This is a genomic window from Mesorhizobium sp. USDA 4775, assembly GCF_054062655.1.
The window spans coordinates 3,563,760-3,576,372 of the sequence record NZ_JBSSFM010000001.1; the positions used below are offsets into that span (position 1 = coordinate 3,563,760).

Below are 12,613 nucleotides of genomic sequence, written 5' to 3' on the forward strand. Positions count from 1 at the left end.
CAAACGCGGCTCAAGCCCGAGTCGTTCCAGGAGCTGCTTTTCAGCCTATTGGAGTGGCCTCGCGTTTGCCAGATTGCCGCGCGGGCGTGGCTGAATTTTTAAAGCCGGCGGCGAAACAGTCGGCCGCGCACGATTCGCGCGGCCGCGGCGAATGATCATCGACCGCAAGGCTACAAAGCCGGCGATAGAGCGCAAAAGCCCGCGCCTTGGCCCTTCATTTCTGAAAGTGGATTCTGACAATTCATGTCGGCATTTCCCTGTGCCAAGGATTGCGATCCTTGAGGGAAATGGCGCGAGTGACGGGGCTCGAACCCGCGACCTCCGGCGTGACAGGCCGGCACTCTAACCAACTGAGCTACACCCGCGCATTGACGAGCACGTGTCAGCCGTGTTCGTCGTTGGGGCGCTGGATAAGGGGTTCGCCACCGGGTGTCAAGCGCACCAAACCATCATAACAACAAACTGGAGAAGGTTTTTTGACAGCCGGCGTTTTGTTCGCAAATCGGGCCTGCGGACAGGGCGTCACCTGTTCATTTGGCCTTGCGAAGCCGGTCCCGACCGCTTAAAGGTCCGCGCCGGAGCGGGCGATTAGCTCAGTTGGTAGAGCGCTTCGTTTACACCGAAGATGTCGGCGGTTCGAGCCCGTCATCGCCCACCATTCCACGTCGTCTTGAAGATGCGATTTGGCCCTTCCTGGAGGCAGGACGATGGGCGCCTGATGCTTCCGAGGATTGAACCTAGATCCGTTTGAAGTCGGTAAGCCCCGCACGTATCCTCTGGCCCTCTGCGAAGGCGAGGGCGAAAGACTCCAGACAGAATGATCGGGTTGGTTCCTCGTCACCGTCGATCATGCGGACGGACCATTCTCCGCAGGCTTTTCGCAGGTTGCGATTTCGCCGATGGGAACGTTGGCAGGGCTTCGAAGTTTCTTGACCGCTAAGGCGACCTTGCGCGGAGGTGGCGGATGAAGACGACAGTTGGACCGGATACCGTCGACGTGGCCAAGGCGGCCGAAACGATGCTCACGGAGCATGACGGCCCTGCCTTTCTATCGATGGCCGAATTCATCGAAGTGCTTCGTCAAAGGACGGGAACGGACCGTTCTGACGCGGATCTGAAAGCCCTCGTCACAAAGAAGGCGGCTGTGCTTGGTATCGTTATGGAGTGAGGGAGGCCAAGCTCGGCTACGCAGCTTGTGCCCGGATGCTGTTTGCGTATCGGCGCGCCTGCATGAGCCATTTCAGTGCTCTTGTTTGCGCGGCGTACAACCCACAGTCAACGCTGCGCGCAAGATCGATTGAACAAGGCCGGCGCGTTACAGCTTGTTCTGCCGCTTTTCGATAGCATAGGATGTCCAGCGGCAGCACATGCCCGCAATCGATGTGGTGGCGCCACCGAACAGGCATGCGGCAAGCACCGGGTCTTGCGAGGCATTTTTCCAGCTGACCACCGCCAGCAATATGACGCTTACCGTCGAGACCACATAGCCGATACCCTTGAGCGCATGCGGCGAAACCTTGACCATTCACACTCTCCCTTCGCTCCAACGTTGAACATTTGTATCGGCACCGGGTTCCGTTCGTTGGTTGCCACGCGGGAACCTTTTGCCTGTTCGCGCGTGCTACTGCGATCTGGGCGCTGGATGGACGAGCCATGACAAACTTTCTGAAACTCCCGGCGAAGTCGCGGAACCTGTTTCGCGTTGTCGTCGAAACGCCGCGCGGAGCAGCCGCCAAGCTCGCCTACGACCCCAAGACGGGCGTCTTTCAATATTCAAGGCCGCTGCCGGTCGGCAACACATACCCTTATGATTGGGGGTTCGTACCTTCCACCGTCGGGGAAGATGGTGATCCGCTCGACGGGATGGTGATCCACCAGGCCGCTACAGCACCTGGCGTGGTCATCAAATGCGATCTGCTCGGTGCATTGCGGGTGAAGCAGAAGGACCCTGATGGGGCGGTCATCCGGAACGATCGTTATATTTTCTGCCCGCGCAAGGAGGATGCGCCGGACAAGCCCGTGACTGCCGACCATTTGCCGCAGGATTTGCGCCAGGAGATCGAGCAGTTCTTTTTGTCCTCCGTGCTGGGCACGGGCAAGACGATCAAGCTGAAAGGCTGGCAGGACGCCAAGGAGGCTGCCAGGTCTCTCGGCAAGGGCGCGAGGGCTTTTCGGCGCAATCGCAAGTGATGGCCTTGTCTTCCGCGATCACACCATAGGCTGACACGGTCACGCGGTTCACAATACAATTGCAAGCGGTCGATTCCTCCGGGATGTAGCCACTCCAAAAGCCCGCCGCGGGTCGCTCCCGTAGCGGGTTTTTCATCATCAGGGGTTGCAGGCCATAGGGGGTGCGAGCTTCCTGACGCCTCTACCGGGCGGATCGCTCCTGCGCCGTCCGAAAGATCTGGGCGATCAAGGTGGCACCATCCGGAAATCCTTGCCCTCGGGCAGCAATTGCCCACCATCGACGACAATGGTCGTGCCGGTGATGTAGCTTGCGTCGTCCGAGGCAAGGAACAGGAAGGCATTGGCGACATCGCGCGGACTGCCGAGCCTGCCGAGCGGGATCGAATCCTCCATGTTCTTGATATAAGCGGCGCCGCGATGCTCCTGGATGGCTTCGGTCAGGATGTTGCCGGGCTCGACGCCGTTGACGGTAATGCCGTAGCCGGAGAACTCCAGGGCTGCTGCCCGGATGAAGCCGTTGATGCCTGCCTTTGTCGCCGAATAATGGCCGTGGCCGGGGCTTGTGACATGCGGTCCGGTGATGGAGGAGGTGTAGAGCATTCGTCCGGAGCGCTGCGCCTTCATCGGCACCAGGGCTGCGCGAGTGGCATTGAAGGTGCCGCGCAGATTGACGGCCATGACGCGATCCCAGTCGTCGGTGCTGGTGTTCTCGATCAATTGCCAGGGATAGATCCCGGCATTCTGCACGATGATGTCGAGGTGGCCGTAATGGTTCAGCGCCAGTGTCACCGCGGCCTCGGCGTCGCGCATTTGCGAAATGTCGGTGCCGATGAAGGGGACACCGAGCTCGCTGGCGGTCGCTTGCCCGGCCTCGGCCTCGCTGTCGGCCAGCACGAGTCGTGCGCCTTCTTCGGCAAAGCGCAGTGCGGTGCCCTTGCCGATGCCGCGCGCGCTGCCGATGATCAGCGCCACCTTGTCTTTCAATCGTCCAGCCATGCGAGCCGTCCTGTCATGCCAGTCTTTGGCGAATGGTTTGCTTGAATGCGTCGAGCAGCACGGCCGCAAGTACCAGCAGGCCGTGGATGACCTGGGTGAAATTGGCCGGCAGCCCCATCAGATTGATCGCCGTGTTGATGGCCGAGAGCAGCAGCACGCCGGCGTAGACGCCGGGCAGGGTGCCGACGCCGCCCTTCAGGCTGACGCCGCCGATGACGACCGCGGCAAAGGCGTTGAACAACAGGCCAACGCCGAGATTTGCTGTGGCGCCCGAGGTGCGGATCGCCAGCAGCCAGCCGGCAAGGCCGGCGATAGCGCCGGCAAGCACGAAGGCGATGATAAGGTTGCGGTTCACCCGGATGCCGGCGCGGAAGGTCGCCGTCTCGTTACCGCCGATCATCACCAGGTGCCTGCCAAACGGTGTCTTGGCCATGATCAGTGAGAAGACGACGAAACAGGCAATGGCGATCCAGGCGGTGAGCGGCAGGCCGATCAGTCGCTGGATGCCGAACCAGCGGATCGCCGGTGCAAGATCCTGCGCCGAGCGGCCGCCCGAAATCACCAGCACCAGGCCGCGCACCCAGATGTAGGAGGCCAGCGTGATGATGAACGCGCTCATCTTCACCTTGACGACCAGAAACCCGTTGAAGGCTCCGATCAGTCCGCCCACGGCCAGCGCCAGCAGCAGCGACACCGGAACCATCAGCCATTCCGGATGCAGTTGGACGCCAAGCCCGATTCCGGATGAGCAGAACAGGATGCCGACCGCCATGGCGCTGAGTGCGGCGACGGATTCGACCGACAAATCCATGTGGCCGGCGATGATGACCAGCGCCAGGCCGATCGACATGACGCCGAGCACGCTCGAAGCCTCGATGATGTTGGCGAAGATTCCGAGCTGGAAATAGTTCGGGATGAAGATGGAAAAGACCACCAGCACGAAGACCAGCATGAACCAGACGAGGTTGTCGAGGATGAGCTCCAGGGCATGGCGGGTGCGGGGGTTCATGGGCTGATCCGACTGGTGCATGGCCCGAAAGAATCAATTCGATCTTCCGAATGGCGCGATTTGCGAAGGATTGGCTCCGGGCCGCGATGGCCCGGAGCGCTCCGTACGACAGGACTACTCGACGGGTTTAATGGCGTCCGTCGGCGGCTTCTGGTTGCCCCAGAAAGCCGGGTTGTCGACATTCTCCTTGGTGATGGCGGCACCGGGGATCTTGATGTTCGGCCCCCAGGCTTCCTTGGTCACGGTCGATTTCAGGCCGATCACGTCATATTCGCCGGGCTTGATCTCTTGCTTCTTGACCACCTTGTCCATGAACATGGCGACGGCGGCGGCCTGCGCGTAGAGCGGCTGCTCGACTTCGACGTTGAGCCAGCCCTTGCGGATCAGGTCGAGGCCGACCGGCGCGCCGTTCGAGCTCATGAGCATGACGTCGCCCGGCTTCTTGCCGGCGGCCTCGAGCGAGGCGACGGCGGCCACCGAGAGGTGCGCGGCATGGCTGAAGATCAGGTCGATGTCGGGGTTGGCCAGCATCTGGTCGGCGACGATGGTGCCGGCGTTGCTGGCTTCCCACTGCATGGCCGGAAGCGAGATGATCTTGACGTCCGGAAACGCCTTCATCTTCTCTTCGAAGCCTTTCTGGATGTCGAGCGTGTAGGGATCGCCTGGATCGCCGAGCACCTGCAGCACCTTGCCCTTCACCGAGCCGTTTTTGGCCTTCAACAGTTTTTCGGCTTGGTCGGCGGCGACATGGCCGATTTCGACCGTTCCGGCGACTGACGTGAAGTCGGATGGTGTCGAAGTGATCTGGCGGTCGAACTCGACCACCGGGATACCGGCGGCACGGGCGGCCTCGATGGACGGTTTCAGCGCGTTGAAGTCGACAGCCGCGAGGATAATGGCCGCCGGCTTTAGTGCGATGACGTCGTTCATCTGCGATTGCTGGGCATCGGTCTTGTTGTCGGCGTTCAGTGACTTGAACTCATAACCGGCCTGCTTGAGGAACAGCTCCAGCGCGGTCACCGAGCCGGTCTGGAATTCATCGAGTAGTGTCGGCACAAGATAGTAGACGACACCCTTGGACTGGGCGAATGCCGGCGTGAGCGTGGCAAAGGCCAGTGCCAGGATGCCGAAGACAGCAAGAAGTATTCGCTTCATGTCGTTGGCTCCCTGTTAAGCCGGACCCCTCTTTTGTCCCTCAGCCCGCCGGTCCGGCACCGGCAAGCGTCTCCCCGGTGATCATGTTGATCACCGCATCGGGACTTGTTTTGTTGCGCGCCACATCGCCGGCCACGACGCCTTGCCGGATCACCACGATCCGGTCGGCGACCTGAAAGGCCTGCTGCATGATGTGGGTGATGATGACGACGCCGATGCCCTGGCTCGCCACCTGGCGGATCATGTCGAGACCGCGCCGCGTCTGCTCGACGCCCAGCGCCGCGAACGGCTCGTCGAGCAGCACCAGCTTGCCGCCCCAGTGCACAAAGCGGTTGAGCTCGATGGCTTGCCGCTGGCCGCCCGAGAGATGCTCGACATTGGTGCGCAGCGACGGAATGCGGGTGCCGGCGCTGGCCAGCGCCTTGGAGACGACGGCTTCCATGGCGCGCTCGTCGAGCACGGGAATGCCGAGCACCTTCCTGGTGATTTCGCGGCCCATGAAGAAATTCGCCACCACGTCGACATTGGTGCAGAGCGACAGGTCCTGGTAGACGGTTTCGATGCCCGCCGCCTTGGCCTCGGCCGGCGACCTCGCCAGGAACTCCTTGCCTTCGAAGAGCATGCGGCCCGAGGTCGGCTCCAGTCCGCCTGATATGATCTTGACCAGCGTGGATTTGCCGGCGCCGTTGTCGCCCAGCAACGCCACGACCTCGCCCTTGCCGATGGAAAAGCTGATCCCCTTCAGCGCTTCGATCGCGCCATAGTTCTTGGTGACGTTGTCGAGCACCAGCAGCGGTTCGCTCATGCCGCAACCTCCTTGGCTGTCAGAAGATCGCGGCCGCGTTCGCGCTCGGCGGCGAACATCTGGCCGAAGCGCGGCGACAGGACCCCGGAAACCGCGAGGGCAGCGGCGCCGCGCAGCACCGAATGTTGCCCGCCGCGCGCGACCATCAGCCGGGGCGCGATGCGGTCCTTGCGCGCCGAGACGGAGTTGTGCAGGCCGCCGGTCGAACCGGCCAGCCGTTCCAGCAGGTCGGTGGACGCCAGCCCGCCGAGGATGACCGTTTCGGGGTCGAACAGGTTCTCGATGACGGCGACGGCATTGTGAAAGATCGGCGCGACTTCCGCGATCCAGTCGGGCTCTGTGCCGTTCCAGCGCCGAAGCGCCTCGAGCGAGAGGTATCTTTCGAGGCAACCCCGGTTCCCGCAGGGACAGGCCTCGCCGGCAGGAACGACAGGGATGTGTCCGACCTCGCCGGCATTCCCCCAGGCGCCGCGCTGCACGATGCCGTCATGAACCATGACGCCGCCAAGGCCGACGCCGAAATAGAGGTAGTAATAGTCGGAGAATTGGGCGCCGAGGCCGTAGAGCCGCTCGCCCATGGCGGCGGCCGCCATGTCGGTTTCGAAGAAGGCAGGCAGTCCGGTCGAGGCCGCCAGTCGCTCGCGCAGCGCCACATCCTGCCAGCCAGTCATGGTGGTCGGGCCGACGAAACTCATGGATTCGACACCGAACGGTCCGGGCAGGGCCAGGCCGACCCCAAGCACCCGACCGCCGGCCCGCAATCCGGTCAATTCAATCACCATCGCACCGATCAGCTCGAAGGCATGGTCGGGCGTCGCGTTCGGGGCCTCGCGGTAGGTGCTCTCGATCACGTCGCCGCTCAGATTGATCAGGGCGGCATCGATGCCGAACGGGGTGATGTGGATACCGACGGCATAGCCTCCCTCGGGATTGATGCGCAGCGTCGCCGGCGGCAGGCCGCGCCCCTTGGGCTCCACGCGCAGGGAGAGGATGTAGCCCTGTTCTTCCAGTTCGCGAACGATGGTCGATACGGTCTGGACGGTAAGCCCGACACGGCTGGCGATCTCGCCGCGGGCGATCGGCCCATGCAGGCGGATGGACTCAAGCACGATGCGCCGGTTGTACGGCCGCCCGAACTCCTGATTGGTCCCCCGCAATGCCATGCCTTGCGTCCTCGATTGACGTAAGGTTCGCACCAAAGATTTATTCAGTCAAATGGAATTCAAAAATAAACGAGAGCAACATCCCGCCCAAGAGAGCCGCAAGCCGCACCGGCTTAGGACCTGTTCACCTGCCGCCTTGGCCGATTGCCGCCATAGCGAAACCGCCTCAATGGTGGCGAGGTTCGCAACCGTCGAAAAATGCATGGAGCAAAAATGATTGAACTGCCGTTTGCCCGCGACGAGTACCAGCAGCGGCTTCGCAAGATCCGCGCCGAGATGGCGAAGCGCGGTCTCGAACTCCTTGTCGTCAACGACGTTGCCAACCAGCACTACATCACCGGCTATGATGGCTGGTCATTCTACACGCCGCAGGTGGTGCTGGTTCCCTTGGAGGAGGTCGAGCCGGTCTGGATCGGCCGCGCCATGGATGCGGCCGGCGGGCTGCTCACGGCTTGGATGAAGCCCGAGAATGTCGTTGGCTTCCCGGAGGATCACGTTCAACGCGCCGATCGCCACCCCATGGACTGGATCGCGAGCTGGATCGTCGCCAAGGGATGGGGAAACAGGCATGTCGGCATCGAGCTGGAAGCCTATTATTTCTCGCCGAAAGGCCATGCCCGGCTCGTCGCCGGACTCCCCAATGCGAAATGGCATGACGCCGATCTGCTGGTGAACTGGATCCGCGCGGTCAAATCGGCGCCCGAAATCGCCTATCTGCGCAAGGCGTCGACCCTGGCCGAAGCGGCCGTCGCGCGGGCCTTCGAGGTGATCGCGCCAGGGGTGCGCGAATGCGACGCCATCGCCTCCATCCAGGCGGCGCAGATCGCCGGCAGCCCGGACTTTGCCGGCGATATCACCGCCCTTCCGCCGACCATCCTCGGCGGCGAGAACGCTTCTGCCCCGCATATAATGTGGAGTGACCGGCGGTTTGGAGACAACGAGACGATTGCACTGGAGCTCGCCGGTGTCTGCCGCCGCTATGCCGCCGGGCTTGCAAGAACGATGCAGCTCGGCAAGACGCCGACGCGGGTTGCGGACACGGCAAAGGCGGTGATCGAAGGCATGGACGCGGTGCTCGATGCGGTGAGGCCGGGAACGACTGCCGAGGCGGTCGAGGCTGCATGGCGCAAGGTCATCCAGCGTTACGGACTGAAGAAGGAATCGCGCATCGGCTATTCCATAGGCGTCGCCTATCCGCCGGATTGGGGTGAACACACGATCAGCCTGAGACCCGGCGACAAGACGGTGCTTCAATCCGGCAATGTCGTCCACTCCATCCTCGGCATGTGGATGGACGGTTGGGGCATCGAGACCAGCGAGACCATTTTGGTGACCGAAACCGGCCATGAAACGCTGACGAAGTTCCCGCGAGAGATCCATGTCAAATCCTGAGGGGGCCGTCGTGGCAGCCAGTGCTGAAAGTTCCGGCACGGTCGCTATCGATGCCGGAATTCTCGACCAGATGATCGAGATCCGCCGGCATCTGCACCGCAATCCGGAACTGTCGAACCACGAAGCCAACACGCAGCGTTATCTCAGGCAGATGCTGGCCGGCGAGGGGATATCAGACATTCGCGATGTCGCGGGCTTTGGCCTCGCGGTCGACATAGTCGGCACCGGCAAGCCGTCGAACCGGAAGATTGCCATTCGCGCCGACATCGATGCCTTGCCGATCGAAGAAGAGTCCGGCGTCGACTATGCGTCGGCCAATCCCGGCGTGATGCATGCCTGCGGCCACGACGCCCACGCATCGATGGGCTTCGCGGTTGCCGCGCATCTGCATAGATCAAGAGCCGATTTTGGTGGCACCGTGCGCCTGATCTTCCAGCCGGCAGAAGAGGATTCGCCCTCGGGCGGCAAACGCGTGGTGGAGGAGGGGCTGCTCGACGATGTCGACGCCGCGATCTGCCTTCACGTCGATCCGTATACGCCATCCGGCAAGATCGCGGTCCGTTCGGGTCCCTACACGCTGGCATGCGATACGTTCGACGCCGTCGTAATCGGCGAGGCGGCACACGCGGCAAAGCCCTATGAGGGTATCGATGCTATCGCCGTGGCCTGTTCCATGGTCGGCGAATTGCAGAAGATCGTCTCGCGCGAGATCGACCCTTACGATCCGCTGGTCATTTCCGTCACCGGCATCAATGGCGGCAGCGCCTACAATGTCGTCGCCGGCAAGGTCGTCTTGAAGGGCACCATCCGCAGAGGCAGCGACGCCACCCGCGAGCGGGCCTGGCGGCGCGTTCGCGAAATCCTGGAGGGCATGGCGGCGAGCCACGGGGCCGATGTGGAGCTCACCATCCACAAGGGCGAGCCGGGTGTGGTCAATGACGGCGAGATGGCCGAGCTGATTGCCGCCAGCGGCAAGGCCTGCATCGGCGCCGACAATGTTCTCGATACGCCCGGATGGACCATTGCCGACGATTTTGGCTATTACAGCGAGAGGCGTCCTTCGGTCTATTTCCGGCTCGGCATCCGCAACGAGGCGGTCGGATCGGTCTTTCCGCTTCACCATCCCAAATTTCGCGTCGACGAAGCCGCCTTGAAGGTTGGCGCGGCCACCTGGTTGCGGCGGCGACCGGATTTCTGTCGGCGCAGCCGGAAAATACCGACTGATCAACGCGGTCCAAAGTCGGCTCGTGCAAGCCTGCACGAACCGGTTAGATGCCTGCTCAGTATTTGATGACCCGGCGTTCGACCAGCACCACGGCACAGAACAGCACGATCGACAGGCAAGATGACAGCACGATCGCCGCGTAAAGTCGGTCCGACTGGTAATTGAAGCTCGCCTGGATAATCAGCGCGCCTAGGCCCTTGTCCGAGCCGATCCATTCGCCGACGATGGCCCCGATCACCGCCGTCGCCGAGGCGATCCTGAGCGAGGAGAACAGCATCGGCAGTGCGCGGGGCAGGCGCAGGCTCCAGAAAATCTCCGAACGTGTCGCCGACAGCACCCGGAACAGTTCGTGCTCATTGTCGCTGGCCGAATCCAGGCCGCGGATCATGTTCACCAGCGTCGGGAAGAAGCAGATCACCGCGGCGATAACGATCTTCGGCGTCATGCCGAGCCCGAAGATCAGGATGATGATCGGCGACAGTGCCAGGATCGGAATGGTGTTGAAAAACAGCACGATCGGAAAATAGGTGGCCTGCAGGATGCGGTTGTGCACGAACAGGACCGCCAGCAGCACGGCGGCCAGATTGCCGATGACAAAGCCGGCCAGCGCCTCGATCAGCGTCGGCCTCAAATTGTCCATGAGCAGCGCGAAATTTTTCTGGAAGACGCCCGATATGGCTGTCGGCGTCGGCACGATATAGGCCGGGACGCCGAGAAGCGGCAGCAGATACTGCCAGGCGAGCAGCAGCGACGCAGCGCCAAGAACGGGCAGGGCTATCGCCAATTGCGGCGACAGCGGCGCCGGCCTCATGATGCCTGCTCCAGCGCGGCCCGCAGCTCCGCCATGGCGGCGACGATTGCCGGGTCTTCGCGCTTACAACGGTTGCCGTCCTGCTTGAGCGGCCGCATGTCCAGATCCTTGACCAGCCGCCCCGGATTGGCGGCGAGGACAATGACACGCTCGCCGAGATAGGCGGCTTCGGCGATCGAATGGGTGACGAACAGGATCGTCGTTCCCGTGCGCCGCCACAGGTTGAGAAGCTCGTCGTTGAGCCGGTCGCGGGTGATTTCGTCCAGCGCCCCGAACGGTTCGTCCATGAGCAGCAGCTTCGGCTGGCCAAGCAGCGCCCTGGCGATGGCCACACGCTGGCGCTGGCCGCCGGACAGCTGGTGCGGCAGGCGTTCGCCAAAGCCGGCAAGCCCCATCAGCTCTAACAATTCTTCGCTGCGATCCTCGATCTTGCGCGTCAGGCTGCCTTGCCCGACGCCAAGCGGCAGGCGCACATTGTCGCGCACCGTGCGCCAGGGCAGCAGCGTCGGGTCCTGGAAGACAAAGCCGACATCGCGGCGCGAGCGCACCGCATGCGGCGTGTCGCCGAGCACGCTGATCGTGCCGCCGAGCGGGTCGAGCAGGTCGGCGACCACTCTGAGCAAGGTCGACTTGCCGCAGCCGGACGGTCCGAGGATCGACAGGAAGGAGCCGGCCTCGACGCTGAGGTCGAGGCCGGAGAGCACCTTGACGGCCGTCTGGCGGCCGCCATAGCCGACGTCCAGCCGGCTGGCTTCGATCGCGTTCGCCATCAGGCGGCGGGCGCGTCGAGCTTCGGCCGGTCGGCAGCCGAAAGTTCGAGGATCTTGGTGGTGTAGACGTCGGCGGCCTTGGGGCGCCCGTTCGGGTACTGGCCGACCTTGTCGAGCAGCGCCAGCTGCTCTTCGATGGAGGCGAGGTCGAACGTGCCCCAGCCGTCCTTTGCCGTCGCGCCGTCGAACGAGAGCCTCAGCACGAGGTCAACTGTCTTCTCTTCCCAGCCGAGGTCCATTTCGGGATAGGCGGCGACCATCTTCTTCACCGCCTCCTGCGGATTGGCGTGCACCCAGCCCCAGCCCTTGGCGACCGCGCCGATGAACTTGGCCAGCGTGTCCGGATCCTTTTCGATCGCCGCGTCTGTGGCGAAATAGACATCGGCATAGGAATTCAAGCCGAGATCGCGCACCAGAAGATCGATGCGGTCGTCGCCGACGACGCTGAGCGCCTGCGTGTTGGTGATCCAGCCGCCAATGGCGTCGACATCGCCGCGCACCAGCGGTCCCTTGTCGAAGCCGACATTGATGACGGTGAGGTCGGATGCGCTCATGCCGTTCTTGGCGAGGATCTCGTCCATGACGAAACGCGCCGTCGGCTGGATGCCGATCTTCTTGCCCTTGAGGTCGGCCACGCCCTTGATCGGATTCGAGGCCTTTGAGGTGAGCGCGTAGGGGCCGGTGCGGAATCCGCAAGCGATGATCTTCACCGGCACGCCGCTGGCACGCGCCGCAAACAGTTGGGGCGTTTCGGAGAATTGGCCAAGCTGTGCCGCGCCCGATATCACCGGCGGCACGGTCGAGGCGTTCGGGCCGCCCGGGCTGAATTCCACGTCGAGCCCGGCATCCTTGAAGTAGCCATTGGCGACGGCGACGATGTCGCCGATCTGTCCGTTGGACATCAGCCAGTCATACTGGATGACGACCTTGCCGGCGGCCTTCGCGCCCGGAGTCAGCACCAGCTGCATGCCGCCCGATGCCATGGCAACGGCCGCCAGGCCGGATTTCATGAAGCCGCGGCGGTTCATGTCGTGATTCCCATTCATTTTTCGCTCCTGTTGCAAGACTGTCTCGTCTCTTCATTGCGCGCCGTTCCC

Annotated in this window: 13 protein-coding genes and 2 tRNA genes; 5 read left to right on the forward strand and 10 right to left on the reverse strand. The window is 62.9% G+C overall.

What is annotated here, in order from left to right; genetic code table 11:
• Nucleotides 1-288: 288 nt before the first annotated feature.
• A tRNA-Asp gene (locus ACVILI_RS17305) sits at nucleotides 289-365 on the reverse strand.
• 217 nt (nucleotides 366-582) lie between these two features.
• Here ACVILI_RS17305 and ACVILI_RS17310 point away from each other — a divergent pair.
• Together ACVILI_RS17310 and ACVILI_RS17315 are read left to right on the forward strand one after the other, a co-directional pair.
• Nucleotides 583-658: transfer RNA gene (locus tag ACVILI_RS17310), tRNA-Val, on the forward strand.
• A gap of 306 nt (nucleotides 659-964) precedes the next feature.
• A complete protein-coding gene (locus ACVILI_RS17315) occupies nucleotides 965-1,168 on the forward strand; it encodes a hypothetical protein (RefSeq protein ID WP_038646353.1) in 204 nt (67 codons plus the stop codon).
• A 147-nt stretch (nucleotides 1,169-1,315) separates the two neighbouring features.
• On the opposite strand, the gene ACVILI_RS17320 is transcribed toward ACVILI_RS17315, so the two are convergent.
• The gene (locus ACVILI_RS17320; protein WP_019857723.1) at nucleotides 1,316-1,525 is read right to left on the reverse strand and encodes a hypothetical protein; all 210 of its coding nucleotides are present in this window, start codon (nucleotides 1,523-1,525) and stop codon (nucleotides 1,316-1,318) included.
• Nucleotides 1,526-1,557: 32 nt separating this feature from the next.
• Between ACVILI_RS17320 and ACVILI_RS17325 the strand changes: the two genes are divergently transcribed.
• Nucleotides 1,558-2,190: an inorganic diphosphatase gene (locus tag ACVILI_RS17325; RefSeq protein ID WP_240564664.1), complete on the forward strand. Its 633-nt coding sequence runs from the start codon at nucleotides 1,558-1,560 to the stop codon at nucleotides 2,188-2,190.
• A 225-nt stretch (nucleotides 2,191-2,415) separates the two neighbouring features.
• Here the strand turns inward: ACVILI_RS17325 and ACVILI_RS17330 are convergent, their stop codons facing one another.
• From ACVILI_RS17330 to ACVILI_RS17350, 5 genes are all read right to left on the reverse strand, one after another.
• Complete coding sequence (locus tag ACVILI_RS17330) at nucleotides 2,416-3,186, reverse strand: SDR family NAD(P)-dependent oxidoreductase (protein WP_038646358.1); 771 nt, start codon at nucleotides 3,184-3,186, stop codon at nucleotides 2,416-2,418.
• A 13-nt stretch (nucleotides 3,187-3,199) separates the two neighbouring features.
• Entirely contained in the window at nucleotides 3,200-4,195 is a 996-nt protein-coding gene (locus ACVILI_RS17335; protein ID WP_019857727.1) for an ABC transporter permease, read from the reverse strand.
• Nucleotides 4,196-4,309: 114 nt separating this feature from the next.
• The gene (locus ACVILI_RS17340) at nucleotides 4,310-5,350 is read right to left on the reverse strand and encodes a sugar ABC transporter substrate-binding protein (RefSeq protein WP_019857728.1); all 1,041 of its coding nucleotides are present in this window, start codon (nucleotides 5,348-5,350) and stop codon (nucleotides 4,310-4,312) included.
• 40 nt (nucleotides 5,351-5,390) lie between these two features.
• Nucleotides 5,391-6,155: an ATP-binding cassette domain-containing protein gene (locus ACVILI_RS17345; RefSeq protein ID WP_019857729.1), complete on the reverse strand. Its 765-nt coding sequence runs from the start codon at nucleotides 6,153-6,155 to the stop codon at nucleotides 5,391-5,393.
• On the reverse strand, nucleotides 6,152-7,318 hold the full coding sequence (locus tag ACVILI_RS17350) for an ROK family transcriptional regulator (RefSeq protein WP_064982717.1): 1,167 nt from the start codon (nucleotides 7,316-7,318) through the stop codon (nucleotides 6,152-6,154). Before ACVILI_RS17350 ends, ACVILI_RS17345 begins: the two co-directional genes overlap by 4 nt.
• Nucleotides 7,319-7,531: 213 nt before the next feature.
• Between ACVILI_RS17350 and ACVILI_RS17355 the strand changes: the two genes are divergently transcribed.
• Nucleotides 7,532-8,710, forward strand: coding sequence for a M24 family metallopeptidase (locus ACVILI_RS17355; RefSeq protein ID WP_038646361.1), 1,179 nt, complete (start codon nucleotides 7,532-7,534; stop codon nucleotides 8,708-8,710).
• Entirely contained in the window at nucleotides 8,697-10,001 is a 1,305-nt protein-coding gene (locus tag ACVILI_RS17360) for a M20 metallopeptidase family protein (RefSeq protein WP_457102554.1), read from the forward strand. The genes ACVILI_RS17355 and ACVILI_RS17360 overlap by 14 nt, the downstream gene beginning before the upstream one ends.
• Here the strand turns inward: ACVILI_RS17360 and ACVILI_RS17365 are convergent.
• Genes ACVILI_RS17365 through ACVILI_RS17375 form a run of 3 tightly spaced genes read right to left on the reverse strand, consistent with a single transcriptional unit; the run spans nucleotide 9,991 to nucleotide 12,544 of the window.
• Nucleotides 9,991-10,746: an ABC transporter permease gene (locus tag ACVILI_RS17365; RefSeq protein WP_038646363.1), complete on the reverse strand. Its 756-nt coding sequence runs from the start codon at nucleotides 10,744-10,746 to the stop codon at nucleotides 9,991-9,993. The genes ACVILI_RS17360 and ACVILI_RS17365 overlap by 11 nt on opposite strands.
• Nucleotides 10,743-11,516, reverse strand: a complete 774-nt coding sequence (locus ACVILI_RS17370; RefSeq protein ID WP_038646365.1) for an ABC transporter ATP-binding protein — start codon at nucleotides 11,514-11,516, stop codon at nucleotides 10,743-10,745. The genes ACVILI_RS17365 and ACVILI_RS17370 overlap by 4 nt, the downstream gene beginning before the upstream one ends.
• The gene (locus ACVILI_RS17375) at nucleotides 11,516-12,544 is read right to left on the reverse strand and encodes an ABC transporter substrate-binding protein (RefSeq protein WP_038646366.1); all 1,029 of its coding nucleotides are present in this window, start codon (nucleotides 12,542-12,544) and stop codon (nucleotides 11,516-11,518) included. The genes ACVILI_RS17370 and ACVILI_RS17375 overlap by 1 nt, the downstream gene beginning before the upstream one ends.
• Between the last annotated feature and the right edge of the window lie 69 nt (nucleotides 12,545-12,613).

Bases quoted from the DNA above. Each gene is read 5' to 3' on its own strand.
- ACVILI_RS17315 (WP_038646353.1), top strand. From the start codon at position 965: ATGAAGACGACAGTTGGACCGGATACCGTCGACGTGGCCAAGGCGGCC.
- ACVILI_RS17320 (WP_019857723.1), bottom strand. From the start codon at position 1,525: ATGGTCAAGGTTTCGCCGCATGCGCTCAAGGGTATCGGCTATGTGGTC.
- ACVILI_RS17330 (WP_038646358.1), bottom strand. From the start codon at position 3,186: ATGGCTGGACGATTGAAAGACAAGGTGGCGCTGATCATCGGCAGCGCG.
- ACVILI_RS17335 (WP_019857727.1), bottom strand. From the start codon at position 4,195: ATGAACCCCCGCACCCGCCATGCCCTGGAGCTCATCCTCGACAACCTC.
- ACVILI_RS17340 (WP_019857728.1), bottom strand. From the start codon at position 5,350: ATGAAGCGAATACTTCTTGCTGTCTTCGGCATCCTGGCACTGGCCTTT.
- ACVILI_RS17345 (WP_019857729.1), bottom strand. From the start codon at position 6,155: ATGAGCGAACCGCTGCTGGTGCTCGACAACGTCACCAAGAACTATGGC.
- ACVILI_RS17350 (WP_064982717.1), bottom strand. From the start codon at position 7,318: ATGGCATTGCGGGGGACCAATCAGGAGTTCGGGCGGCCGTACAACCGG.
- ACVILI_RS17355 (WP_038646361.1), top strand. From the start codon at position 7,532: ATGATTGAACTGCCGTTTGCCCGCGACGAGTACCAGCAGCGGCTTCGC.
- ACVILI_RS17360 (WP_457102554.1), top strand. From the start codon at position 8,697: ATGTCAAATCCTGAGGGGGCCGTCGTGGCAGCCAGTGCTGAAAGTTCC.
- ACVILI_RS17365 (WP_038646363.1), bottom strand. From the start codon at position 10,746: ATGAGGCCGGCGCCGCTGTCGCCGCAATTGGCGATAGCCCTGCCCGTT.
- ACVILI_RS17370 (WP_038646365.1), bottom strand. From the start codon at position 11,516: ATGGCGAACGCGATCGAAGCCAGCCGGCTGGACGTCGGCTATGGCGGC.
- ACVILI_RS17375 (WP_038646366.1), bottom strand. From the start codon at position 12,544: ATGAACCGCCGCGGCTTCATGAAATCCGGCCTGGCGGCCGTTGCCATG.